This is a genomic window from Nostoc sp. DedQUE07, assembly GCF_034530975.2.
Lineage (GTDB): Bacteria > Cyanobacteriota > Cyanobacteriia > Cyanobacteriales > Nostocaceae > Nostoc.
In genome coordinates, this window is record NZ_JAVRCC020000003.1 from 67,455 (window position 1) to 90,686 (window position 23,232).

The 23,232-nt window shown below is 43.3% G+C and carries 29 protein-coding genes; 6 read left to right on the forward strand and 23 right to left on the reverse strand.

The features are described from left to right. Positions 1–5: 5 nt before the first annotated feature. The 22 genes from RMZ95_RS02905 to RMZ95_RS03010 form a co-directional block, all read right to left on the reverse strand. On the reverse strand, positions 6–488 hold the full coding sequence (locus tag RMZ95_RS02905; protein WP_322685715.1) for a hypothetical protein: 483 nt from the start codon (positions 486–488) through the stop codon (positions 6–8). Then, complete coding sequence (locus tag RMZ95_RS02910; RefSeq protein WP_322685714.1) at positions 485–5,407, reverse strand: phage tail tape measure protein; 4,923 nt, start codon at positions 5,405–5,407, stop codon at positions 485–487. Before RMZ95_RS02910 ends, RMZ95_RS02905 begins: the two co-directional genes overlap by 4 nt. A 104-nt stretch (positions 5,408–5,511) precedes the next feature. Continuing rightward, positions 5,512–5,778, reverse strand: coding sequence for a hypothetical protein (locus RMZ95_RS02915; RefSeq protein ID WP_322685713.1), 267 nt, complete (start codon positions 5,776–5,778; stop codon positions 5,512–5,514). A gap of 122 nt (positions 5,779–5,900) precedes the next feature. After that, positions 5,901–6,434 carry a hypothetical protein gene (locus tag RMZ95_RS02920; RefSeq protein WP_322685712.1) on the reverse strand — a complete coding sequence of 178 codons (534 nt, stop codon included), beginning with the start codon at positions 6,432–6,434 and terminating at the stop codon, positions 5,901–5,903. Then, positions 6,431–6,655: a hypothetical protein gene (locus tag RMZ95_RS02925; RefSeq protein ID WP_322685711.1), complete on the reverse strand. Its 225-nt coding sequence runs from the start codon at positions 6,653–6,655 to the stop codon at positions 6,431–6,433. The genes RMZ95_RS02920 and RMZ95_RS02925 overlap by 4 nt, the downstream gene beginning before the upstream one ends. A 4-nt stretch (positions 6,656–6,659) precedes the next feature. Further along, complete coding sequence (locus tag RMZ95_RS02930) at positions 6,660–7,358, reverse strand: phage tail tube protein (RefSeq protein WP_322685710.1); 699 nt, start codon at positions 7,356–7,358, stop codon at positions 6,660–6,662. Then, positions 7,355–7,807: a hypothetical protein gene (locus RMZ95_RS02935; protein WP_322685709.1), complete on the reverse strand. Its 453-nt coding sequence runs from the start codon at positions 7,805–7,807 to the stop codon at positions 7,355–7,357. The genes RMZ95_RS02930 and RMZ95_RS02935 overlap by 4 nt, the downstream gene beginning before the upstream one ends. Beyond that, entirely contained in the window at positions 7,800–8,174 is a 375-nt protein-coding gene (locus RMZ95_RS02940; protein ID WP_322685708.1) for a hypothetical protein, read from the reverse strand. Before RMZ95_RS02940 ends, RMZ95_RS02935 begins: the two co-directional genes overlap by 8 nt. Beyond that, positions 8,171–8,572 carry a hypothetical protein gene (locus RMZ95_RS02945; protein WP_322685707.1) on the reverse strand — a complete coding sequence of 134 codons (402 nt, stop codon included), beginning with the start codon at positions 8,570–8,572 and terminating at the stop codon, positions 8,171–8,173. Before RMZ95_RS02945 ends, RMZ95_RS02940 begins: the two co-directional genes overlap by 4 nt. Before the next feature lies 1 nt (position 8,573). Continuing rightward, positions 8,574–8,957, reverse strand: coding sequence for a hypothetical protein (locus RMZ95_RS02950; protein ID WP_322685706.1), 384 nt, complete (start codon positions 8,955–8,957; stop codon positions 8,574–8,576). Beyond that, a complete protein-coding gene (locus RMZ95_RS02955) occupies positions 8,954–9,337 on the reverse strand; it encodes a hypothetical protein (protein WP_322685705.1) in 384 nt (127 codons plus the stop codon). The genes RMZ95_RS02950 and RMZ95_RS02955 overlap by 4 nt, the downstream gene beginning before the upstream one ends. 87 nt (positions 9,338–9,424) lie before the next feature. Then, the gene (locus RMZ95_RS02960) at positions 9,425–9,622 is read right to left on the reverse strand and encodes a hypothetical protein (protein WP_322685704.1); all 198 of its coding nucleotides are present in this window, start codon (positions 9,620–9,622) and stop codon (positions 9,425–9,427) included. Then, positions 9,622–10,755: a hypothetical protein gene (locus RMZ95_RS02965; protein WP_322685703.1), complete on the reverse strand. Its 1,134-nt coding sequence runs from the start codon at positions 10,753–10,755 to the stop codon at positions 9,622–9,624. Before RMZ95_RS02965 ends, RMZ95_RS02960 begins: the two co-directional genes overlap by 1 nt. Position 10,756: 1 nt before the next feature. Then, the gene (locus RMZ95_RS02970) at positions 10,757–11,374 is read right to left on the reverse strand and encodes a hypothetical protein (protein ID WP_322685702.1); all 618 of its coding nucleotides are present in this window, start codon (positions 11,372–11,374) and stop codon (positions 10,757–10,759) included. Between the two features lie 85 nt (positions 11,375–11,459). Next, on the reverse strand, positions 11,460–11,627 hold the full coding sequence (locus tag RMZ95_RS02975; RefSeq protein WP_322685701.1) for a hypothetical protein: 168 nt from the start codon (positions 11,625–11,627) through the stop codon (positions 11,460–11,462). Positions 11,628–12,484: 857 nt separating this feature from the next. Further along, positions 12,485–15,172, reverse strand: a complete 2,688-nt coding sequence (locus tag RMZ95_RS02980; protein WP_322685700.1) for a CHASE2 domain-containing protein — start codon at positions 15,170–15,172, stop codon at positions 12,485–12,487. Between the two features lie 7 nt (positions 15,173–15,179). Further along, positions 15,180–16,802 (reverse strand): AAA-like domain-containing protein, encoded by a 1,623-nt coding sequence (locus tag RMZ95_RS02985; RefSeq protein ID WP_322685699.1) that lies wholly within the window; start codon positions 16,800–16,802, stop codon positions 15,180–15,182. A 58-nt stretch (positions 16,803–16,860) separates the two neighbouring features. Continuing rightward, on the reverse strand, positions 16,861–17,070 hold the full coding sequence (locus RMZ95_RS02990) for a hypothetical protein (RefSeq protein ID WP_322685698.1): 210 nt from the start codon (positions 17,068–17,070) through the stop codon (positions 16,861–16,863). A 30-nt stretch (positions 17,071–17,100) separates the two neighbouring features. Then, the gene (locus RMZ95_RS02995; RefSeq protein WP_322685697.1) at positions 17,101–17,508 is read right to left on the reverse strand and encodes a hypothetical protein; all 408 of its coding nucleotides are present in this window, start codon (positions 17,506–17,508) and stop codon (positions 17,101–17,103) included. A 157-nt stretch (positions 17,509–17,665) separates the two neighbouring features. Continuing rightward, entirely contained in the window at positions 17,666–17,818 is a 153-nt protein-coding gene (locus RMZ95_RS03000; protein WP_322685696.1) for a hypothetical protein, read from the reverse strand. Then, positions 17,811–18,410, reverse strand: coding sequence for a helix-turn-helix domain-containing protein (locus RMZ95_RS03005; protein WP_322685695.1), 600 nt, complete (start codon positions 18,408–18,410; stop codon positions 17,811–17,813). Before RMZ95_RS03005 ends, RMZ95_RS03000 begins: the two co-directional genes overlap by 8 nt. Further along, a complete protein-coding gene (locus tag RMZ95_RS03010) occupies positions 18,403–18,627 on the reverse strand; it encodes a helix-turn-helix transcriptional regulator (protein ID WP_322685694.1) in 225 nt (74 codons plus the stop codon). Before RMZ95_RS03010 ends, RMZ95_RS03005 begins: the two co-directional genes overlap by 8 nt. 159 nt (positions 18,628–18,786) lie before the next feature. On the opposite strand from RMZ95_RS03010, the gene RMZ95_RS03015 reads away from it, so the two are divergent. The 5 genes from RMZ95_RS03015 (at position 18,787) to RMZ95_RS03035 (ending at position 21,896) form a co-directional block, all read left to right on the forward strand. Then, positions 18,787–19,065: a hypothetical protein gene (locus RMZ95_RS03015; RefSeq protein WP_322685693.1), complete on the forward strand. Its 279-nt coding sequence runs from the start codon at positions 18,787–18,789 to the stop codon at positions 19,063–19,065. A 69-nt stretch (positions 19,066–19,134) separates the two neighbouring features. Then, positions 19,135–19,860, forward strand: a complete 726-nt coding sequence (locus RMZ95_RS03020; RefSeq protein ID WP_322685692.1) for an HNH endonuclease — start codon at positions 19,135–19,137, stop codon at positions 19,858–19,860. 179 nt (positions 19,861–20,039) lie between these two features. Then, entirely contained in the window at positions 20,040–20,384 is a 345-nt protein-coding gene (locus RMZ95_RS03025; protein ID WP_322685691.1) for a hypothetical protein, read from the forward strand. After that, positions 20,381–20,626, forward strand: coding sequence for a hypothetical protein (locus tag RMZ95_RS03030; protein ID WP_322685690.1), 246 nt, complete (start codon positions 20,381–20,383; stop codon positions 20,624–20,626). Before RMZ95_RS03025 ends, RMZ95_RS03030 begins: the two co-directional genes overlap by 4 nt. Before the next feature lie 55 nt (positions 20,627–20,681). Then, positions 20,682–21,896 (forward strand): RNA-guided endonuclease TnpB family protein, encoded by a 1,215-nt coding sequence (locus RMZ95_RS03035; RefSeq protein WP_322685689.1) that lies wholly within the window; start codon positions 20,682–20,684, stop codon positions 21,894–21,896. Positions 21,897–21,970: 74 nt separating this feature from the next. Here RMZ95_RS03035 and RMZ95_RS03040 read toward each other — a convergent pair whose 3' ends face one another. After that, positions 21,971–22,294, reverse strand: a complete 324-nt coding sequence (locus RMZ95_RS03040; protein ID WP_409882138.1) for a hypothetical protein — start codon at positions 22,292–22,294, stop codon at positions 21,971–21,973. Positions 22,295–22,528: 234 nt separating this feature from the next. On the opposite strand from RMZ95_RS03040, the gene RMZ95_RS03045 reads away from it, so the two are divergent. Next, positions 22,529–22,999 (forward strand): hypothetical protein, encoded by a 471-nt coding sequence (locus tag RMZ95_RS03045; RefSeq protein WP_322685687.1) that lies wholly within the window; start codon positions 22,529–22,531, stop codon positions 22,997–22,999. Positions 23,000–23,232: the final 233 nt, after the last annotated feature.

The window sequence follows — 23,232 nt, forward strand, 5'->3', positions numbered from 1 at the left end:
TGGAACTAGACTGCAAACTTCTCTGTTTCCTGAAAAGAAAGGTGAGCGATTCGCTTGTCTCCTGCCTTGTCAAATTCTGGCTCGGAGACGAACCAAACATGAAATTGAGCAAAATAGGAAACGTGGCTTGCACCCACCATTACCTCGTTAGCACCGGGAGCAATTACCCGAGTTCTGGGCGATCGCTCCTGATACTCTCGCACCTTATCAATTAGGGTAATCTCGGTATTGATTTGGGGCAACTGCCTGCGCCTGGTGTCGGATTCGTGATACATTGCTCCCAAAATACGCATATCTTGTTCGGTGCAATAAACGCTAAAAGTCCACAAATGTGGTTGCTCGAAAACGGGCCCGTCGCCGATGCCGTTTCCGTTGGCTGAATATTCCAATTTCCCCCCGTCGATAGCCCTTGCTCTGGGGAATTTCGGGTCTAGGAAATTGTTGAAGCTGACAGAAAGACCGTCCAAAATTAAGGTAATACCGCTCATAAGTTTGCACTCCTCACCGCATTTTTAGAAATATTGCTGTAAATATCTGCGGCATCGCTGACGGGGTTTGCAGTAGTTACATTAAGTGCAGATGGGCGAGAAGCGATCGCCACCAAATTACCGTTCATCTTTTGCAGTTCAGTCACTACATCTTTGTTTGACAGTTTGGACTCCATCAATGTGCTGCTCTTACCAGCTTCCCCCATCGCACCCGACACTTGGTTGCTCCATTTTGCCAAATCTTCTAAACCGTTACTGACGTTGATTGGGGTATTAGGAAATTGTGGCGATGGATTATTGTCTAGTGCAGATAGAGGCTTGGTAAAAGGATCGGGGGCAGCGCTTCGACTGAGGGGACTGGAATAATTACTGTTTTTAGGAGGGGTAACAACATTCGCTTTGGACTCCCTTGGAGCAACGTATGCGGGGGATATCCCGCCTTTGTCTGAGGCTGTAGCTTTTTCTTGATTTGCCCTAATCCGGGACTCTCTTTCCTCGTCCGCCTTGTCTGCTGCATCGCGTTCAGCTTTAGCCTTGGCTTCAATCCGAGCAATTTCCTTAGCCCTGGCTTCTGCGATTTCCAAAGCCGCTGCTTGATCTTGAGCAGCATGGGCAGCCTCGCGTTGTACTTGCGCCCCTTCTTGTTGCGCTGCGAGCGCTTCCCTTGCATTCTCGGCCAATTCACCTTGCATTTCTACACCGCGCTTGGCTGCATCGATGGACTTGGCAGCTACTTCTTTGGATAAATCTGCAACTTTTATATCATTTTGAGCTGAGGCGATCGCATTTTTATCACCCAATTGTTGAGCTTTTTCCAGGTTCGCCTTGGCTTGAATTTGGGCTTGACTAGCCTTGGAGTCAGAAATTTGAGCTTCGAGTAAGGCTATTTCAGCTGTTAGTTTGGATCTGGTTAGTTCGATATCTAACAAAGTCCGAGCCGCTTTTTCTTCACGCAGGGCAGCGGAATTTTGTTCCTCAGCTAATTCGTTTTGTAATTTACGCCGCTCAGTTAAAATATCGGCTTCTGAAGTGTTAGCAAATCCCGAAGCTTTTAATTGAGCATTAAGTACTGACGCTACACCTGGGTCTAAATTAGGGTCGCTATCAAGTTTGCGACGTGCTTCTACCGCCCGATCCACCGAGGCAAGTTTACCCTGTCCTTTTACTTCATTTAGTCCGGCGATCGCTTTTTGAAGATTTAGCTGACTCTCTAATAAATCCTTCTCTTGTTGTTGGGCTTGTATCAGACTATTCCGTGCATTCTTCTCTTGTTCCAACAGATTAAGCGTCTGGTCAAAAGCTGATTTATCAGCATCAGCCCGCTCTTGAATTGCTTTAATTGCCTCGTCTTTGAGACGATTAACCTCGGCAATTTGCTGGTCTATCAGTTCTATGTTTTTTTGAGAAATCTGGACTTCCAGACCAGTGCGAAGTTCAGCGGCTTTTTGAGCTGATATAACTTTGTTTTTTTCGTTTCGGTCAACATCAGCAGCTTGCTTTTCTAATAACTGAAGTTGTTGCGCGGTTGAATCTCTTGTAATAGCTGCTAATTGTCCGGCAGCTTCACGAGCCGCTTTATCCGTATCTCCAGCAGCTAAGAGCGTTTGCTTGGCTACTAAAATACGTTGGTTGGCACTCAAAGTAATACTAGCCTCAGCGGCTTTATTACTGCGATCCAAATCCGCTAAGATTTTATCGTTCGCATCCTTTCGTGCTTGAACTTCAATATTCACCTGCTCAAGAGATAAAGCGACTACACGCTTTTCAATGTCAGTTCTCAGGTCAGCAGCTTGTTCCTTAGTTTTGAGTTTTTTTGCTTCTAAATAATCAACTTGAACATATTCTTTATTAGCTAAGGCAAGCCTTTCCTTGACAGCTTCTTGTTCAACTGCCAGGACTTTTTTCGCAGCAGATTCAGCATCAATAGTACCATTAGCTTCTTGCTGTTTAATACCTATAGTTGCTCTACCTACCTTGTTGTCCACTGACGCCAACTTTTGGGCATTAACTCTTTCGATCCCCTTAAGTTCGCGCTCCCGTGCATTCTCTTGAGCTTGGACTTCTTGCTCAATACTTTTCAGCTTTAATTTTGTAATATTACTGTTAATTTCTGTTTCCTGTTCAGCAAATTGTTTAGCAGTAATTGCATTTTGCGCTCTCAGGACTTTAATACGCGATAGTTTATTTCCTTCTGAATCAATTTCGCTCTTGGTGCTGGCAATTTTAATTGCATCAATTTGATCGCTCGCTTGCTGACTCGAAATAACACCTTTGAGTTGTAATTCTCGAATACTGGTAGCCTTCTGAGTTTCAGTATTTAAGATTTTTTGAGCCGAAGCCTTAGCAATAGTATCTTCATTTTTTAGAGCTTCTTCATTGGCTGCTTTTTTTTGAGATACTAAGTTTTGGGCAATCTGCGATCGCAGGTTAGCACTTTCGCCCTCAAGTTCTTTAATCTTAGTATTGACTTTTTCAATTTCTTCCGGCTTGGCTCCTACTTTAGCCGCTTCTAATTTAGGAATCTCAGTCGCAATGAGTTGCTTTCTATCATCTAAGCCTTTTTTCTCAGCTTGAAGTAACTTTGTATTAGCCTGTTCTTGGTTAATAGTTCCGGCTGCTATCTGTTCATTGATACTGGCTTTATTTTTATCAGTAGCAAGAGCAATATCTTTGGTAGATTTATCGTAAGCTTTGCCCAAAGCTTCAACATCAAGGATTAAATCTTTTAAAGATTGGGCATTATTCTTATTTGCTGCGGTGTCAGATTCAACCTGTAATACGCGCTTCCTTAAAGCTTGTTTTTGACTCTCTAAATTCTTAATGCTTGCGTCAATTAATTGTTGCTGTTCAATGGTTGGAGCTTTTTGTGATTTGAGGGTATCAATGTATTTATCAAGTACATTGATTTGCCCGGAAACTTCATCTTTGAATTTCTTGATACCTTCAGCACCTAACCGTTGCTTATCAGCAGCGTCAACAGTTAGTAAACCGTATTTCGCTAAGATGCCATTGGTGGCATCCATCGTCTTCCCAGTTTGATCGAGTTGCTTATCCAAAGCAAACATTGCCAACTGATTGCCCCGTTGCTCGGCAGTGAGAATCGCTAAGGAATTTCCGTAGGTTGAAGTGACATCGCTAGTTCCCCCAAGCGCTTGGTCTAGTTGAGCCAATCCGGTTCGCGCTGCTTCAATTGGACCAGACTTCGCCAGCGTTTGCCCCAGCAGATCGAAGCCACTAGCTGCCGTAGCAGTTTTGGTAGCAGTTTCGCCGAGGGCAGAACTTCCCTTTTTTAGACTGGCTTCAAATTCCAGCATTTTCCGGGTGTTGTCTTCAACGGTAAAACTGAATTTGGCCCCTTCCGATCGCTTGAAAGCTTCAGAAACCGCGTAGACAGCACCACCCACCAAAGCCGCTTGCACTGCCAGGATTGCCAATTTGCTAGCAAACCCCAAAGTAGCCGTAGCAGCAGTGCCCGTCGCGGCGGCGTACACATTGCGAGCTGTAGTAGCTACCCCCGACTGAATAGTACTGGCAGCCAGCGCCAAGTTACTCAAGGAAAGTTCAGTGGTGAGAACTCCGGTGACAGCAGCAGAAGCCGCAGTAACAGAGGTATTGGCAGTCGTCGCGGCGGAATTTAATCCGAGTGCCGCAGCGCTTGCTGCAAACCCAGCCGTAACTATTGGAGTCAGCGCCCCAACAGTTGCGATCGCTCCTCCCAGCGTGAGCATTCCCCCAGTTAAACCGATGGTCACGCCCAAGGTTTGCTTAACTGGTTCTGGCAGGGAATTGAAAGCTTGCAGAATACTAGCTGAAGCTCCGACAACTGGGTTGGCAACCTGAAGTATCCCCTGCCCTAAACTAACAAATGCTTCGTTGGCTTGGTTTGCAGAGCGCTTGAGCTGACCCTCAAAAGAATTGGAAACTTTGTCAGCCGCGTCTTTCGCCAACCCAGCACTGTTTTGAATGTAAGCTAAGTTCTTGTTGAAAAATTCTATGTTTTGTCCGGCGCTGGGCATGATTGCTGCCACAGCTTCCACCGATCCAAATAACTCAGTCAATACTTGGGGAGTAGCTGCTCCCTTAGCATTCAAGTCTGCAAGTACGCCGGACAATCCTTTGGACTTCAAGGCCGCAGCACTGAAATCTACGCCCAAATCTTTAGCTAATCGGGACGCGACCAAAGTTGGGGATAGCATCGCAGTGATAGCCGCTCGGATGCCTGCCACCGCACTGGAAGCCTGTACCCCTTTAGCGGTTGCACCAGCCACATAGGCGGAGAATTCCTCAAGACTTACCCCAGCTTGTGCGGCAGTAGTTGCAGCCTGACCAATTATCCCTGCGTACTGGGCAACTGTGATTTTCCCGGCGTTTTGTGTAGCGATTAAAACGTCAGTAACATGAGCCGCCTGATCGACCGATTTACCGTAGGAATTGAGAATTGTAGTCGTTGCATCGGCAACCGTATTTACGTTACTAAATCCACCGATCGCAGCATAGGTGGAGTTTTTGAGGATGTTGGTAACGTCGGCAGTTTTTGAATATCCCGAAGATAAAACGTCGTAGGAGCTATTGAGGAGATCGGTGGACGTAGACTGATAACCCAACTCAGCCGAAAGATCGCGCATCGACTTAGCCAGTCCACTACTGTCTTCGGTCAGAGTGGCTGCTTTGGCTTTTGCAGAATCAAAAGCGATCGCGGCTTCTTTGGCTTTGTCCGCGACGATTGATAAAGCAAGTCCGGCGGTGGCGCTCAACCCCCCAAGGGTAGCTTGTAATGCAGAGGCTGCCCTGTTAGCTGGATCGGTGTTGAGGTCTACATCTGGTAGCCCACTGAGCAAGCGCCGTAGTTCAGCAATATCCCTGGTAAGTTGCTCCCTTGCCAAGCGAATTTGGATATCTACAGAACCTGCGCTAGTCATTAGTTATTAGTTATTAGTTATTGGTTATTGGTCATTAGGGAATAGGGAACAGGGAATGGAGAATTTACTTCCCCTGCCCCCTGCCCCTTGCCCCCCTTGCTCCCCTACTCAGCCGCCGCCCTAATTAATTCCAGATCGACCAAAGGCCCTATCCAGGTAGGCAATAGTCCCTCATGCGCCAAATCCAAAAAGGTTTTAGCTGTCGATCGAGACACCGTAAGACGGGCATTTTGCTGTAACAGCCTTTGCTGATAGGGGTTGAACCAGTTGGAATCAGGGGCTTTAACTCCTTTGAGGAAACAAAGCGCCATGCCCACACTGGCAATTGGAGCAGCTGATTGGTAAGCGTCAACCATTTCTTTCTGGCGCATTTGTGCTACAGCCTGTTCAATCAGCCAAATCGGTTGGTTGCCAAAGTTTGTAGCGTTGAACCTTTCTTCACTCGGGTAACTTAGACGCAGTTGCCAGTAGATAGCGCTCCAATCAACCTCTTCTACTTTTTTGGTTCTTCGTCGATGCTCTGTACCGCAGATCCAGAAAAATCATCGGCAACGACAAAACCTAGAGGCACACTTGATTTATCTGCAAACACAAAGTAACTACCTGCAATATCTGGGCGACTTGCGACTACGCCGCCACAAGTTGTTGCATAATCAGCAGCAGCAATATACGCATCATTTCCCTGAAGTCTGGCTAAGTAGCTCTCACCAACCCAGCGAGTCCGTTCGCTGATGACAAAATCATACAAATCTTCAATTAATGAGAAGCTTGCAATCTTCTCTAAAGTATCCTTGCGAGTCCAACCAGGATCGACTCTGTACTTAAATAAAATTGTGACGACATCGATTTTGGCTTCTGATAGTGATTGCTGCTTTAAAGTCACATAATAATCGGCGATCGCCAATTCTTCATTCGGTGTCAAAGACCCCAAGCGAGGAATTTTCAATACCCCATAATCAGGATGTCCAATCTCTACATACTCTTGGGCTTTCTGGGGTTCGGTTATCCAAGGTAGTTGCTTGCTCATATAATCCTCAGTACAAAATTGTAATTAACAGTTTCAAAAACAACGTCGGCTAGGGAAACTTGATACTTGACTTGACTATTTTCCTGGTCTATTAGAATCGGAAAATCGCTCAATTCCTCATCAGGATCGGCTAGCAGAACCCCCACCGTAATTTGCTGCTTTGTAACCTGACAGTGACAAGCAAATATGCCTCTAGTTTGTAAGCTACGGTGGAAGGACATGATTCTAGGTTTTAGGCTTGGGTTGGATTTCGTTGCAATAGCCGAGGAATGCAACTTCTAGGTTTTGGCTGACGAAGCCATCGGCGGGAACTTCATCGGGGATGGAAGTGATAGCTGCGGGCCCTTCCGTTAGCTTGCCTGCGCTGTAGGCATCTGATGGCGGGGGAAGGATGCGTTTTACCCAAACTTCTTGGTCGTTTTCGTAGGCGTATTCAGCCGTTCTTAGTCCTGCATCGTAGTAAAGGTAGTTCCCAGCGGCGGATAAACCGCGCTCTCTACTGGTGGTAGTCCCGTCCCGCTCTGAACCAGAATCAAAAGTGATGCTTGATTGTAAGTTTGCGCTTCTGGCGACCGAAGCACCAGACCGAGCTTGAATTCTTACAGGGAATTCCGCAGTCGAGCCATCAGCGATCGCTTCTGGCAAAGCGAAAACGCTAAGAGTCGTTGCCCCAACAACAGCGTCTGCCGAAAGCTGTGCCAACCGTTCCACGCCACTTTCATCCTTGAACAGCAGCCATTGGCCTTTGGGGATAAGTCCGGTAAGCGCTTCTTCTATTGGGATGCTAGTTGCGGCTTTCGCGATCGCAGCAGACGACACCCCAGCTGCAACTAAAGTTTGATCGACGGGTTTGGCGCGTACACCTGTTGGCAAAAGCGCCAAGTATAATTTTGTACCTTTAGACTTTTGAATAGCCTGGGTCATAAATCACCTGTATAAAAAGAGTGAAGGATTTGGATTTCGCAAGTTTCGATATTGCCAATGAACGGATCGCTGATAGTGCGAATCGGATCGCCGGCGACATCAAGAGCGCTTAAAAGTTTGAATAATGGATTGATGGTGCTTTTGGACACATCGTATTGTCTTAAGACGATCTGAGTAACAACGTTTTGAACAATGCCATCCAATCGCTGTTCGATACGGACGGAGTTAAGCGTTACTAAAACCACCTCCAACCCCCCGGTGACAGTTGTCCCTTGAGGCGGGTAAACCTCAACGTTTGACCCCAGTCCTAAAAGAGCGATCGCGGGGTCGGTAGTGCCATCGGGAAAAGTGTAAATCCCGATTTCCCCAGCTAATGCGTCCACAATTTTGGAGCGCGTTGTTGCAAGTGCTGATTGAAGTTCTGGTAGTATATTCGCCGCGTTAGCCATTGCCGAGTTTCCTCCGAGCGAGAGTGCTGACAGTGCCAGCAACGTTAAATGTTGCCAAGGTGCGGGTTGTCCACGGTCTTCCGGGGATGACTGTCCCATCGGGCATGGTGTACCCCTGGTGAACATAAAATGAGTAGTCAACAGGCCACGCAAAAGTGACTTGACCTAGCCCTTGGAAACTCATTTGTTGCGAGGAGCGCAACCTTCCAGTATCAATGATGTTTCGAGGAGAGGGTGCAGTGGGCCATTGCCAAACATTGGCTGTAATGGATTTAGTAAATTCGCGACCCAAGAGAAACATAGTTTCTTTGAAAGCCTCGTCCAATACCCGCTCTGCTTCTGAAAAGTTAAGGTTTGCGTTCGTCATTTGATTTCAAACCATCCCATCAGGCGATCGCCAATAATTTCCTCGGTTTTGAAAGGGGAACGCCCTCTTCTCAAAATCACAAACTCCCCGTTTAATCCGTCCCAGGTTGCAGATGCTCTAGCTTCGTGCTGGATGGTATTTGGTATGAGCAGAGTTCCTGGTTGACCATTTAAGGAAACAGAAACCACACGTCCCTCCAAGTAAACCGCTTGTAAGCTGACTCCAGGTAAGCGCTCTTTTTTATAGGCGCTTACAGCTTTAAGCATTGCTGCGACGACTAGGGACTCGCCTGCCGCAAACATCCGATTGCCGGTTATTGGGTCAACGCCTGCGGCTGTTCCTGGAAGTATCCAAGTCAGAGCGGCATTGGCGAAACTAGCAAAGGGCGATTGCGGCATGTCAGTAAATCGGGATATTTGGAATTGAAGTAGTAGAAGCATTTAGCAGTGGCAAATCAACGCCAACCATCAAGGCGACAAATCCAGGCGGAACAGTCCATCCATACTTGCGATCCAGTCCGCGCTGAATATCAAGATACGATTCAATCGGGCGTACCATCCCCGTAAACCCTACCCCATCAGCATTAGATAACTGTTGGTGCTGCGGAGCTTGCTCTAGAATTTTGGCAACCACCCAGTAAGGACGAAACTGAGTAACTTGGTTCGCATCCACCGCCGCCGATTCCTGAAGATAAATGTCTACGTTGGCAGCTGTCGCATCATCAAAACCCGTCAAAGTTTTGACTAAATCGAAGTTGGTTTGGTAGTCAGAAAAATCAGTCATGGGTTTTGGGGAAAGCAGTTGGCAACAAACTCCTCAGTGATTTCCCGAAAGTTATTAACTTCGTACAAACACTCTAGGAATTGCTCTGAGCTTGAATTGACTGGTGTAATTGCTGCGGCTCCGGCATCATGCAAAAGGGGAAATATCCTGATTAAATCAAGTGCCTCGTCACGATCCTCGTCGAACAAATCAGCAAAAAATAAGACAAGACTGGCGACTATATGCAAGTAACCTTCGTATCCAAATGCGTCGCAAATTAATCCAATCGATGGGTTAATTACTGAACAGACGCAGTGAAATACCTGGAGTTGCCCTTCGTTGTCGGGGTCGCTTGCCCAGAGAGAAAAATTAATATAAACGGGATGATACAGTTTCTCCATAATTTTTCTCCAAGTATAAAAAGGTACTACCCATTGCGAAAAGATGGGCAGCCCCCGACTTTAAGCTGGGTAATAGCGAGGAGCGACTTACTTGGCTGGGGTGCGTTTTTGCTTCGCCGAGCGTTGGGCTTCTGAAGCTTTTTGAGCTTCCGCATCATCCTCAGTCGGTGGGGGCGACCACCCCAGAGCTACAGCTAATTCTTCGGGAATTGCTTGCAACCCTGGCTGATAAGTTTTACCAACCCAGCCAACTGCATAGGGAACATAGAAATCAATCAGTGCCATTAGCTTGGATCGGGGACGTTTAAAACTGCGATCGCCTCTGGATCTTGGATGACTGGCAGAATTGTCTGCCACCCCTGCATTTCGATGCGTGGGGGCTTGTCGTCTTTATAGGTAGCGCGGTTTGTCACTCCAGGTTTGGCTTCGCCGACAGGTCTGCCGATCGCGGTATAGCCCAAGGTGTTGTAGAGGGGAATTGGTTCTTCATCACCCAAATCGATTGTCTGGTCGCGTCCGGTTTCACACAAAATCACAAAAGCGTTTTCATCCATGAACCGTTCGCTTGACCCATCGCCATTGAAAAAGCGGAGGTCGTAGGTATCACAGCGAGGAATTTCGTTCTTGGCGAATGCCAAATCGACAACGCTAGATGTCCCGTTGGGGCCAGTACCGGTTAAACTTCCTTGGATGATTGTGATTCCGCCGCCGTAGGCTTGCACTTTGGGAAGCATTGCCATCCGCATCTTCAATTTTGTGGAGGTAACGCACCGAGTAGCAATTAGCCCTTTCTCGGTTTTGAGCCAATTGATTTTCCCAATGATGTCTTCGATTGGGTCGTAAGAGTCGTTGTACCAACCCGTTGGGCTACCGACTGAGCCGCTAGGAATCGTCACTCGATGTCCCGCTGGGTTGGGGATGTCAACAATCTCTTGATAATTGTTGGCACCTTTACGAACTATTTGAGCTTTGACGATCGCATCAGCCCGTTGCTTTTCTCGGTACTCAGCCAGCGCTCTGCCGATGGTGCGATCGGTGAAGTTGACAATTTGTTCTTCTGCTTGCTGCATACTCTCGACAGTATTCTGTCCTAACTTCTCAATTAGGTTGTCGAAAGCTTGTCCAGTGAATTCTGAACCGATATCGGACTCTCCCAGTTCTACTAGGAAAGAACCGACCCGTGCGCCACCTTTGATTACTACCGGCGAATATCTGGTGCCGGAGTTAGGCATGATGGTCTTGTAGCTGATTTCTTCTTCGCGGTACTCGTTGCGAGTTACATTGCGCTCAGGAAGAAGTTCACTAAAGTAATATCTGCGAGTTCTGGGACCGAACTGCAATCTGGGGTAGTTGACCGTATCTATTAAGACATTCTCAGCTTTTAATCGCTCCAACAGAGCGCCTACACTTTCTGGCATTCTAACCTCCCATCACCGTTTGATAAAGTTCTTTGATTTTTGCCAAAACGTTGGCAAGGCTTGTAAATGGGTAGTCAGGGAGGTAGTTGAAATAAACTAAAGCTTGGTGTCTGTAAAGCGTGGCATCGGCGTTGCGATTCGCGTCGTCGATGTCGTAAGCCAGTAGGTAAAAGTCATCATGAGCAACTGCGGTTTTCAAAGCCACGGCGACACCACTCGCTGCCGATGCACTTAACCCAGCCGTAAGGGTTAGAGTGCGATTGAGGTCATTAACGCCCCCTGCGGCGATGGTATAGTCCACCGTAGCAATAGTGAGAACGTCCCCCGCCCGATAGCCTGATGTGCTGGCGACGGGCAAAATCGTACCACCACTTGCTACTGCCGCAGTTAGGGTAGTGGAGAGGGTTGTATTTAAATTGTTGTTAACTGGTTCCCAGTGAGTAGCATTGGCTCGTCTTCCCAGAAGTACGCCACTGGAAATCTGGCGAATACCGTTGGACTCAGCAAACTTAAACTTGTTGACTCGCACGCCTCCAGGCAGCAAGCTTTGGCGATCTCCAAAATCGCCCATCCATCGGGGCGCGGTATTGCGCGTCCCGGAAAATTCTAATCTAGCCACAATATTGACCTTGCGAAACACTCGGATCGCTGACCACCAAGGTCGAATTCGTCCACCAAGGACTCAATTGAAATGTTCAAAAGCTCTAGCTTTTTGGAGTGGGTGTACCGTAAAGAGCGCCAAGGGTTTTCTCAACGACATTCCGCTTGGCTTCATTTCCTTTTGGTTCGCCATCCGGTAGCCTGGGGGCGGGAACACTTTGAAATAAAGGTGGCACAAAATCTTTCCAGTTAGCATCCGCATATTCTCGCAATTGACATACTCCCGACGTTGCCCTTACGCGACAGCGCAGGCTTCTTAAAGCCTTGGTTTCAGAAGTTCCGCGTACATTGAGCTTGACAGCGGCAGATACGGTTCACCGTCTTTTGAACTCCCCGTACCAGTTTCACGCCTGGTCTATCCGACCGATGGGTATTACCCGATTAAATGCTGGCTACGATTTTCCAAACTCGGACAGGTTTACCAAAAACATAAACTACTCCAGCATTACGCTGTTTTACGTCTTATTGCGAGTGGCAAGCTAAAACACAAGGGTGATGTGTCCGCTTTGATCGCGAAGGCAGGCAGAAGGTTTTGTATGGTGACGATTGCTGAAAGTTACCTGTTGCGATCGCTCTTGGAAACTGATTTTTAGAGGACAATTAACATTAAATGGTCAAATCAGAATAGTCGCTGGAAAAGTTGGCTCTGAAGGCTTTGAAATTATTTATTTTGCTGGTCGAGATAGAGGTATAGCTGCTTGTTTATTGGCTCAAGTATTAACAATTATGATTGCCATGCCAGAGTCGATAAGTTGTGGTGATTTCAGAAATACTTTCCCAGTGCAAAGTATTAAGTCAATGATCAAAGATTATAAATGCTGGGAGAATCTGCTCCTGACCTCCAGGAAAATTTTTCTGGAGGTCAGGAGCAAAAGTAAAAGGACTAAGAGTTAGTGGCAGCGCTACTTTCAACTTCGCCCCTAATGCCTTTATCTAGTTTGCCTGTACTACTCTGCCACTACCTCTTCTCACCACTTCGTCAACATTTAGATGCGTTTGCCCTGGTTTCTACAGTTGTTGAACCCTCATAAATTGGCAAAGGTATTGTAATAGTGAACTTAATAATTTATTACTCTACAGAAGAAGATTTTAATGAAGTTTTAAGATATTCAATGGCTATATTGTACGCTGTTGGATCATCCTGATATGCTTCAAGAATTAACTTTAGGGTTTCACTTAGCTCAAGTTTTTCTACTTTCAATAATTGATAAATATGTTCTATTAGGTTAGCAAATATAGATACTATTAAAGAAAATAATGGTGGAAAAAATGGTAGCCACCAGCCATACAAAAAACTTAAGTAACAAACACTTGTAAGGCTAGCTGCGAAAAAAAGGATAATCAGAAAAAACTTTAATAGAGAACGCAATAACAAACTGCCAATACAACCCATTAAAGAAAAAGCAAAAATCCACAAGTATTCCACCAAGTCAGGCCAGACTTTGAGTAATGGCCGTCCATCAACCGCAGCAGAAATTAACTCATTAATAAGATAAGCCTGCAATTGAATATGAGGTACAGCCTCTGCCGTACCCATAACACTGCTAGAGTAGGGAATAAATACAAAATCTTGCAGACTGGGTGCAGTGGAACCAATAAGTATAATCCGATCTTTGATTAAGTTTGCTTTGACTTTATCTGCCAGTACATCTCTTATCGATACCTGGCGAAAACTACAAAATTCTCCAGACGAACTTTGACATTTACGTTTGGGAAAATTGCTCAAAATTTGGTAGCCTCTATCATCAGCTCCTACATAAGCACCATCATTAGCCTCAAAACGAGTAAATACTGCCTTACCCAATTGCAAATACTCAGGGTTGCTTTTTGCTTTAGTGGGAGTAATTCCCTTTGACTTTAAATACAATAAAGCCAACTTTAGGGCAAAACTTTCGTGCACTTCATTTTTAACGTGCCAATACAACAAACTGCGACGTACTTTACCATCAAGATCATACAGCACGTTATTGAAGCCCACTCGATCCGGATTTAGTCCTAGTGGAGGCGAAACACTAAAGTTTTTGTCATTGCCTAGTAGTTCAATACCAATCAAGTTGGGTGTTGACTGATAAACATTACGTAGTTCTTGATTACCAGGCTCTACTGGTAAATTTCTGTAAATATTTAAGCCAATCGCACGGGGTTTATGGACATTTAATTTTTGCAACAGCTGGGCAATTTTAGCATCTGGAATTGGCCATGAGCGTACTTCGTTTAAATAAGCTTCATCAATCACTACGATCGTAATCCGGTCTTCTGGCGGTTCATTTGGATGTAGGCGAAAAAATTGATCCAAAGCTGCCAACTCCAAAGATTGTAATAATCCAATGGAGTGCAAAAGCATGACGCAGACTGCAACGTTGGTAGCAATAATTAGATTGCTATTTTGCCAAATCTTTTTCAGTAAAACTTTTTTTTGGGCTTTATGTTTAATGTCAGCCAAAATTAAATTTATTTGATCTTGTATATCTCTAGTCTTTACTTGTATTTCTAAGATAGATTGTAATTCTCTTGTCTCTAGTTTTTGGCTAGCATTTAAAAAACGATAATCCAGATCACTTAAATATTTATCAGATGCCCATATAATCGCATCTTGTAATATCTGCCCACGTAAAAGCCAGGCTTCATCTTTATAATTGGAAGCCGACCATGCGGATAATGCTTCTGCATAAGGTCGTAAATCTGCTAAAGCTCTATTTATCCAATTTTGGCTAAAAACATATTTATAAATTCTGTTATACAGAGTTAGTTTTTCATGTTCTCTAATTACTAGTCCAGATAACCGTAATTCTATATTTTCATAAGCTTCATCAGCTAAAACTTCTCCTCCAGTTAAAACCTTTTTGTACAGTTCAAGCAGTTTAAAAACACGCTGATTATCTTTAAAGATTCTATCTCTAATAGTCTTCAAATGCTCAGGTTCGTCCTGAGATTCCCAATTATCAATAATATAAGACTTTACTACTTTACTAACAGAAACAAAATCATTTTTTTCATACTCTTCAAGGAGCAAGTGGCATAGTTTTTGTGTTAAAAAAGGTTGACCTCCCGTCCAAATTAGTATTTCCTCTATCACTGCTTTAGGGTTAGCAAATTTGTCTCGTAGTCCTTTTTCTAAAGGCTCAACCTCATGTAGTTGGAAACCTTTAAGGGATATAGCTTGACCAATATTAAATGGAGTACGCTGTTTATCTTCAATTAAATTGCTAGGCGAGGCAACCCCTAACAAACAAAAAGTTAGGCGATTGTATTCAGGATTATCAACTCGTTTGTTATAACAAGCACGAATCAATGCAAAAAAGTCATCAGTGGAAAAATTCAGACTGAGTACGCTATCGATTTCATCAATAAATATAACGATATTTTCTTGAACTTCTACAAGTAATACTTCTTCCAAAAACTTGCGAAATCTTGTAACCAATGAATTTAACTGATTCTCTGACCACCAATCAGCAAAATCTAAATTTAATCCAAAACTATCAATGAGTGTATCGATTAAATCTGCATACCATTGTTCGGCAGGGACATTCTGAATACCTCCAGCAGAAAGGTCAACGGCTACACACTGTAAGCCATCATCTCTCAATCGCTGCATGGTTCGCACACGCAAGCTGGATTTACCACTTTGGCGCGAATTTAGTACATAACAAAACTTTCCTTCCTTTAGTCCTTCGTACAATTGTGCATCAGCTTCCCGTGTAACGTAGGTACTAGCATTTTCAGGTAGACTTCCAGAAAATATGTATTGGTCAACCACGATTTACCTACTCCAAACGAGTTGAGAAATACTGACGATACAAATCACAACCAGGAACGCAATCATTAAACGAAAGTTTTACTAACCCTAAGCTATGCAACTTAAACGCAACTTCAGTATCTAACCTCATGGGTGTATTTGTCATCACTATCTTTCTATACCCTAACTCCAACTGAGGATTATGTTGTAAATGCCACAGTTGTTGTCGCAGATGGTCACTGAAGATTCCTTGCTCTGTTGGCGCAAGTCTTAACAATTCTTGTAAGGTCACTTGCTGGCTTTTGAGATGCGTTATCACTGACTGTACCAAGTAAGGATGCCCTCCAACTAACCCCATCAACTGAGCCAAATCTTGTTCTTTCAGTAGTTCTAAATCTTGCTGTTTTGCGAGGTTTTTTACTTGTTGCAGATTAAATTCTGGTAACTCAATTGCCAATCCAACATTAAACGGGGAGTGATTACTGTCCAAGGAAGGATAAGATTCAGTTGAGTGAACTACTACTAACCGCAGTTTCTTCCAAATATTACCAATCTTGTCTCCCTGTTTAGCTGCTTCATACCACCCACGTAGTAATAAGCAGAATTGAGGAAAAATTTCTGGATAATCAAATAGTCTTTCAAAGTTATCTATAGCTAAAACTAAGGGAGTATCAGTAACGGATAATAAATATCTTTGAAAATAACGAGTACAGTTTTTATTCAGTCCAAAGACTTCTTGCCAGTACTTATCTAGTTTGGGTTCTAGTTCCAGACTGTCAGCAACATCAACACATAACCACTGTAGAAATGTTTTTAAATTAGCCAGAACATCAATATCAGCCAGTTGTAAATCTAATTTTGCAGTTTGATAACCCTTCTGTCTGGCATAATCTAATGTTTTTTCTAGTAATAATGTTTTACCCATTCTCTGTGGGGCTTTGAGGCGAATCAATGCCCCTGGTTGCACAATTGCTTTATAACATTTATCTTCAATTGGTGGTCTTTCAACATATATGGTTGTATCTAATTTTAGTGCTACACTTTCAAATATTTTGTTTGGTTCATTTAAGAATTTGCTATTTCCGGAAATGACAAGTTGAGGTGTTAAATTTTCCGCTATCCCTGCTACACGAATTAAACTACAACCTAATTTATAAGCAAACTCATAACCTTTATTTGCACCTAACGCATCATAGAAACCTACTGCAAATTCAATCGCTGCTTTATCACCAATCTCCTGATTCATTCCCACTACATAGTTAATATGTTGGGCTATTTCCACAGCTTGGTATTTTGAGTAGCAAGCATTTAGAACCACGCACTCCACTTGATCAGAGAATAGTTGGAACAATCCTGCTAATGCTTCTGCATCAACGAACTTTACTTGCCCTGATTCATCTTCAAATATCAAGCCTTCTTCTCCAGCCCCATGTCCTGAAAAATGAATAATCTGCGGTTCGTATTCTAAAATTGCTCTGTGGATATCCCGGTATCTTACTGCTTCCGCTGTGGCTATTAAATATTGATTTCGATTCTTTGACCTTTTTAGACCCTCCTGGATTTCCCGCATCTCTTCACCTAGACGCAGATATTTACTGCCTATGGGATTGGCAGCTAACAGTAGAATTTTCTGAACTGAATTACTATTCATGAATTTTGGCAGGATCTCTTCAAAAGCATGGATTCCTATGTCATATACATCTTGATTATCAGCTTTTACGGACTTTAACGCAATTTCTCTTTGAAGGGTAGGCAATCAAGAGTAAGTTGCACTTGCCAACCTTTGATCGCCCAATATACTGAACCACACCTTCAGAATCAATTGCAAAGTAAATATAGGGTGTTATGGGTAACTGCGATCGCATCTCCAATGGCACTGAAAGCAAAGCGAGGGGATTGATGGTAGAAGGGTTAATCATCGTTTTCAATCTTCATGGAGTAGATATTGTTTATTTATATGTACTTTGGCACACAGGACATTGGTACAATTTGAATCCCGGAAGTGGTTCTGTTACTCTTATTAACTTTTTATTGTTGTCATAACAACCTGTACAATATCCTCCATCTCCATTTTCTTTGTAATAAAGTCCATTTTTCCAAATTACTTTGACATTCGGGTTTTTTAATTGTTCTATTTCATCTTCTAAAACTTTTATTTTTTGTTTATTTTCAATACTGTCTTGAATTTGCTCTGCTAGCTTCATTTGAGTTTCTGCCAACTCTATACTAAGTTGACCAATAATTCTCATGAATTCACCGCGCTTTTGCGTGTCTTTTATTTCTTCGGCATATTGATTTAGTAATTTAATTCCATCTAAAGCTGATTTTCCTGCTGTTATTAGTTTTAATGCGTCCATAACATCCATTTGTTTGCTTATATAAATACCCTGTGTTGTATTATGGGAAGCTGCGATCGCTCCTCTAAAGGTAATGAAGGTAAAGCGAGGGGATTGATGGTAGAAGGGTTAAGCATCTTTCAGTTTGTCCTCCTTTCTGGCGCGCTCCAACTCTTCTTCACAAAGAACTTCTATCAAATTCGACAACGAACGTTTCCGAATCTTGACAATCAATTACAAAGTAAATACAGGGTGTTTGAGGTAAAAGCGATCGCTGTTCTAAGGGTAATAAAGGGAGGTTCAGAGGGTTGATGGATTGAGGATTAAACATTGTTGTCACTTTCTTTTATGGTGATTCCTGGCATTGATTTAACCCATTCACCGAGGTAGGAAGATAAATCTAATCCAACCGCTTTAGCCGCTTTAATAAGCGTCTCTATAGGGACACCTTTGGTTTCTTCATTTTCGATGCGGCTGAAATTAGCCCCGCTCATACCAGCACGTTCGCCAGCAGATGCAACGCTTAATTTTGCTTTCTCTCTGGCTTGTCTGAGGACTTGCCCCAAACCTTCAACTTCCACTTCAAAAACGATTTTTAGCCTTGTTGAATTAGATTTGTGTACGGACGGTCTAAGTAGATTAAGTGGAGGACTGAACCACGCTATTAAAGCCTTTTCCACTGATGAAAGCAAGTTAATATCTACTGGCATATAAGAAATTTTTACGCCATCCATTTTTGTCAACAAAGGGTAGCGCTGATGTCCCGTCCATCTTTGCTTCGGATTTATTGACTTCCCTATGTACTGCACCACATCAAAAGAGTCAATAACAAAATAAATGCAAGGAATTGCAGGCAAACGCGATCGCTCACTTAACAGCACTGAAGGTAGGGTGAGGGGATTGATGGCAGAAGGATTAATCATTATTTCTAGACTCCTCTGGAACCCACTCAACAATGTCATCTAGAGCGACTTTATAAGTAGAAATGATGCGATCAAGTACCTCCCCTGACGGAAACTGCAAGGGATTGTTTTTGAGTGAGTAGACAGTATTTTTGGTAATACCAGTGTCTTCGGCGAAACGGTAAGCACTAACGCCTAATTGTTTTATAAGGCCATCAATCTTGTTTTTCATAGGCATAACCAGAATGGTACACCACAGTATATAACAATCTGCTTTGTAATAACAATATTGACTTGTAACAAACAAACTTGTTATAGTATTTTATAGAGAAAGCGCTCTGGGTCTGGACAACTTTAAGCGCTTCTCTAATCCACGTTATTAATGGAGAATTCCATCATGCCACAAGCGATTCTAGACAATCAAGCGATCGCACAAACTCAACTATCTCTTTACATTGCCGAGCAATCAGAAGAAGCAGGCGTTTACGAAATCGATTCAACTGATGATGTATTTGGCAAGCTCTACCGCGTTTGGGGTGGAGAAAAAGGAATTCTACTGCTTGGAACCTTTTACCAAAACCTAGAAGAGTGTTGGATTTCTCAGCCTTGCTCCACAAAAGAGCGCAGTAATTGGGCAACCGATACTGAAGCGATAAACGCCATACTTGCGGCGTAAAGCACGACCCATTACCAGAGCGCTCAAGAGGGCGCTCAATATGCTTTGTAATCGCTTCAAAAAACCTTTATGAAACTGAAAACTCTCTTCACTACCTGCAACGTACAGAAGCTCTTAGAGAGCGCAAAGAACGCCTATAACAAATGCATAACTTGCAGCACTTCTTTAAATGCGAAAGCGTTGCGGGGCGGAACGCACATCGCCCAGACGGATAGCCCAACTAAAGAGTGCCTCTACAAGCCTTTGAGTACAAAAGATAGGCGCAAAAAACGCCCACTCCTGATTGCTAAATACGGCATGAATTGTTTCTGGTGTGGGCACAGCTTAACGCCTGAAACATTGACTGTTGACCATTACATCCCGCTTTCAAGGGGAGGAAGCAACAGGATTGAAAACCTGCGCCTAGCTTGTGAGAGTTGCAACCAAAAACGAGGTAACACCATGCCAGAAGATACACATCAGACAATTGCAAGAAGGTCACGCGTTCGTTTTCCTGCTCACTGGGGAAAACCCAAATACAGTTTCGGACAGTTGGTTGAACGCGGACAAATTATTGGGATTGAGTACCAACCGCCAGCAACAAGAAGGGCTTGCGAGCTTGGTGAAGGCTGGCACTACACCGTACTTCTTAACGAACAAGGATATGACGTAGAAAGCTTCAAAGAGTCAAAGATTAAACCACCCACGAGCGAAAAAATCAATAGCAAAATCGACGAGCTAAAGGCTCTGATTGCATTTCATCAAAGTAGTCTGATGTTTCTTTCCAAGCAGTTGGAGGACATGGAAGAACTTTAATGCACATCCTTCCCCACCGTACAGAAAGGTGGGGTGTCTGTGTTAACTGTTTGTCTTTGAGGCGAACCTGACACTCTTAGCAATACTGTTGACCACTACATTCCAACATGTGGCAGCAACAAGATTAAAAACCTACTTCTCGCGCCTGCAAGGCTGTAATAACTCTCCGAGGTGACGCTATGCCAGAAGATACACCACAAATCATTGCTGAACAATCATGTATCCGTTTTCCCAGCCATTGGAAAAAACCGAAGCACCATTTGGGTCAACAAATGAAGCAGGGGCTAATCGTTGGGATTGAATACTATCCGGCAGGGACACAAGCAGCAAAAAGATTTGGTGAAAACTGGACTTATTGGGTACTTATTAACAATGACGACATTGACACAGAAAGCTTCACAGAGCAAAGTCTCAAGCCGATGTCACAAGAAGATTTGCTCTCTGAAATCGAATATCTTAAAGCGAATATCGCCACTCAAGAAAAAAGCTTGGCTGCACTTGTTGAACAACTGAGGGGGGAATGATGAATTTAGAATCACTTGCCGGAATTCGCCACGGATTACAAGATTGTCGCCGTGACGGGTTAACACAATTTCTCAACGAATTCATGAAGGTTTTAATTGCCGAAGGCTATACGTTTGAAGATTTGCTTGACGCTATTACTAATTGGGCTGCGAAGACGCCGGAACTTGAAGATGTGGTTAAACACCTTGAAGATGCCGAACAAAAAATGCGTCTTCAAGGTTCCCAATCAAAAAAGACTTGAGCATTGTGCAATGGTCAGGCGAATTACTTGATTTTACTTGTAAACAGGGACAACTATGAAAGCACGTTATCGTTACCGTATCTATCCGACAAGCGCTCAACAGTTGCTATTAAGCAAACTGTTTGGGTGCGTTCGTGTAGTTTGGAACGATGCGCTTGCTCATTGCCAAGCTGAATATATATCTGGTAACAAAAAGCCCTCATGTGTGGACTTGCAAAAGTTATTCATCACTCAAGCGAAGAAAACTGAGCATAGGGCATGGCTGGCGGAAGTTTCTAACATTCCTTTGCAGCAATCTTTGAATGATTTAGAACAGGCATATCAAAACTTTTTTAAGTCATGTAAGGGTAATCGTCAAGGTAAGCCCGTTAAACCTCCCAAGTTTAAAAAACGACGAGCTGCCCAGTCTGCTCGTTTCCGTAAAGGTGGTTTTAAAGTATGCCCAAAATCTGTTTATCTTGCCAAAATTGGGCAACTACAAATTGTTTGGTCAAGGGAACTCAAGAGCGAACCTTCATCTGTAACAGTAATCAAAGATGCTGCCGGACGTTATTTTGCTAGTTTTGTTGTAGAAATTGAACCTTCTGTATTGCCACCGCTAGAAAACGCTGTCGGTGTAGATTTGGGAATATCAACCTTTGCTACACTCAGCACCGGGGAAAAGGTAGACGCACCGAAGCCATTGAAGAAACGTATCCCCAAGGTTAGGCGACTGAGTAAAAACTTATCCCGTAAAAATAGAGGTTCAAAACGCTACGAAAAAGCACGCAAGCTCAAGGCTAAACTACAGGCAAAGTTAAAAGATACTAGGACAGATTTCTTACATAAATTATCTACTAGGTTAATTCGTGAGAACCAAACAATTATCCTAGAAGATTTAAATGTCTTAGGAATGCTCAAAAACAGAAAGCTATCCAGGGCGATTAGTGATTTAGGATGGAGACAGTTTAGAACATTTCTAGAAGCAAAAGCCCAAAAATACGGGCGTATCTTCATTGTCATCAGTAGGTGGGAACCAACTAGTCAAATTTGTTCGTGCTGCGGGTTTAGGGGTGGTAAACTCGACCTACGGGTTCGTGAGTGGATTTGTTTGAGTTGTGAAACTATTCACGATAGAGATGTCAACGCCGCAGTTAATATCAAAGTCGCCGGAGGGCATTTGGAGACTCAAAACGGACGTGGAGGAAAGCGTCAGACTGCCGTAAAGGCAGCAGCATCCTATGAAGCGTCAACCCACCAAGAATTCATTCAGTTGAGTCTGTTTGAGTAGATTGGAATCCTCATGCCTTGAGGCTGAGGAGGATGTCAACACCAAGGTCGTAATGTCCACCAAGGACTTAAAAGCTAAGTGCTTTTTACCGTAGGTGTGCCGTAAAGTCCGCCAAGGGTTTTATGTACCACGTTGCCCTTAGTTTCTGTTCCTTTGGGGCCGCCTTCCGGTAGCCTGGGGGCGGGCACACCTTGGAATAAAGCTGGCACAAAATCTTTCCAGTTAGTATCCGCATATTCTCGCAATTCCGAGCGAGCTTCGCCTTCAACCACAAATACTTTGTTGTTTTCTACTACTATTTGATGCTCATTTTTAAGTAGAATTTGTAAAACTTTTGGTTGTTGAACAAAAAGTACGGTTTTCTCGTTTGCAATCCTTCTTATCTTAGTTACTATCACTTGAATGTTTAGAAAAATTTATTAACTATAAGAGTAAATATTTCTCTATTAAAAACTTTATTTGCGATTACTTATAAATATTAGTATTTATTAAATATAAGTACTAATACTTTTATTAACGAATATAATTAACACTCTTTTCTGTCAAAGGTTTCAAAAAAATCAATGTAGCAAAAAATCGAAAAAATGTTAAAATAAAAGGATAGCAAAAATTCAAAAAAAGTGGAGAAAAATATGATTACATCACAGATTGAAGAAGTTCATATTGGGCAGATAGATAAATGGAATTGGGGAAAAGCATGGAACAGAATGAATCGTATGGGATACTCTGTCTCTCAATTAGAAATGATAATTGCAGAGTCCAAAGTCGATACCCAATTAATAGCAGCATCATTGATATGGGCATCATTAGTTCCTTCGGAAGAAGTGTTTGAACAAACGGTCAAGTTAGCACTTGCGAATCCGATAGATGAATTGTGGCAAGCATATTATTCAGCAGCTTCCCGTAAAGGATTTGTCGGAGTAGTATTAGCAATTGTTCACTATGACTTATTGATTGAGTTGAATAGTGGAGAATATTATCCTTGGATAGAAGTGATTTACAAAGACAAAGGATATTGGCGACGGCATCCCAATCACAAGCACAATTATAACGAGGGTGGAGTAATCCACCCTCATTTTTTTAAGAGAGAAAATGTAATTTGATTTTCAGAATACATCCGTCAGGAGTCAGGAGTCAGAATAAATGAGACAGCCAGCAAGGACATTTCAAGACTTGATAGTTTGGCAAAAAGCACATGGTTTTGTTTTATCAAATAGAATTCTGGAGTCATGAGCCAGAATTCAGTATGAATTCTGTGTGACTGACGCCTTTATTCTGTTCGGTAAACTACTGACAAGTTATGCTAATTCTATTCTGAATTCTGACTTCTGACTTC

Bases quoted from the DNA above. Each gene is read 5' to 3' on its own strand.
- RMZ95_RS02990 (WP_322685698.1), bottom strand. From the start codon at position 17,070: ATGATTAACCCTTCTACCATCAATCCCCTCGCTTTGCTTTCAGTGCCA.
- RMZ95_RS02955 (WP_322685705.1), bottom strand. From the start codon at position 9,337: ATGGAGAAACTGTATCATCCCGTTTATATTAATTTTTCTCTCTGGGCA.
- RMZ95_RS02950 (WP_322685706.1), bottom strand. From the start codon at position 8,957: ATGACTGATTTTTCTGACTACCAAACCAACTTCGATTTAGTCAAAACT.
- RMZ95_RS02985 (WP_322685699.1), bottom strand. From the start codon at position 16,802: ATGAATAGTAATTCAGTTCAGAAAATTCTACTGTTAGCTGCCAATCCC.
- RMZ95_RS02960 (WP_322685704.1), bottom strand. From the start codon at position 9,622: ATGGCACTGATTGATTTCTATGTTCCCTATGCAGTTGGCTGGGTTGGT.
- RMZ95_RS02930 (WP_322685710.1), bottom strand. From the start codon at position 7,358: ATGACCCAGGCTATTCAAAAGTCTAAAGGTACAAAATTATACTTGGCG.
- RMZ95_RS03030 (WP_322685690.1), top strand. From the start codon at position 20,381: ATGATGAATTTAGAATCACTTGCCGGAATTCGCCACGGATTACAAGAT.
- RMZ95_RS02965 (WP_322685703.1), bottom strand. From the start codon at position 10,755: ATGCCAGAAAGTGTAGGCGCTCTGTTGGAGCGATTAAAAGCTGAGAAT.
- RMZ95_RS02995 (WP_322685697.1), bottom strand. From the start codon at position 17,508: ATGGACGCATTAAAACTAATAACAGCAGGAAAATCAGCTTTAGATGGA.
- RMZ95_RS02910 (WP_322685714.1), bottom strand. From the start codon at position 5,407: ATGACTAGCGCAGGTTCTGTAGATATCCAAATTCGCTTGGCAAGGGAG.
- RMZ95_RS02915 (WP_322685713.1), bottom strand. From the start codon at position 5,778: ATGCGCCAGAAAGAAATGGTTGACGCTTACCAATCAGCTGCTCCAATT.
- RMZ95_RS03020 (WP_322685692.1), top strand. From the start codon at position 19,135: ATGAAACTGAAAACTCTCTTCACTACCTGCAACGTACAGAAGCTCTTA.
- RMZ95_RS03035 (WP_322685689.1), top strand. From the start codon at position 20,682: ATGAAAGCACGTTATCGTTACCGTATCTATCCGACAAGCGCTCAACAG.
- RMZ95_RS03015 (WP_322685693.1), top strand. From the start codon at position 18,787: ATGCCACAAGCGATTCTAGACAATCAAGCGATCGCACAAACTCAACTA.
- RMZ95_RS02905 (WP_322685715.1), bottom strand. From the start codon at position 488: ATGAGCGGTATTACCTTAATTTTGGACGGTCTTTCTGTCAGCTTCAAC.
- RMZ95_RS03025 (WP_322685691.1), top strand. From the start codon at position 20,040: ATGCCAGAAGATACACCACAAATCATTGCTGAACAATCATGTATCCGT.
- RMZ95_RS02925 (WP_322685711.1), bottom strand. From the start codon at position 6,655: ATGTCCTTCCACCGTAGCTTACAAACTAGAGGCATATTTGCTTGTCAC.
- RMZ95_RS02920 (WP_322685712.1), bottom strand. From the start codon at position 6,434: ATGAGCAAGCAACTACCTTGGATAACCGAACCCCAGAAAGCCCAAGAG.
- RMZ95_RS02935 (WP_322685709.1), bottom strand. From the start codon at position 7,807: ATGGCTAACGCGGCGAATATACTACCAGAACTTCAATCAGCACTTGCA.
- RMZ95_RS03000 (WP_322685696.1), bottom strand. From the start codon at position 17,818: ATGTTTAATCCTCAATCCATCAACCCTCTGAACCTCCCTTTATTACCC.
- RMZ95_RS03045 (WP_322685687.1), top strand. From the start codon at position 22,529: ATGATTACATCACAGATTGAAGAAGTTCATATTGGGCAGATAGATAAA.
- RMZ95_RS02945 (WP_322685707.1), bottom strand. From the start codon at position 8,572: ATGCCGCAATCGCCCTTTGCTAGTTTCGCCAATGCCGCTCTGACTTGG.
- RMZ95_RS02940 (WP_322685708.1), bottom strand. From the start codon at position 8,174: ATGACGAACGCAAACCTTAACTTTTCAGAAGCAGAGCGGGTATTGGAC.
- RMZ95_RS03010 (WP_322685694.1), bottom strand. From the start codon at position 18,627: ATGCCTATGAAAAACAAGATTGATGGCCTTATAAAACAATTAGGCGTT.
- RMZ95_RS03005 (WP_322685695.1), bottom strand. From the start codon at position 18,410: ATGATTAATCCTTCTGCCATCAATCCCCTCACCCTACCTTCAGTGCTG.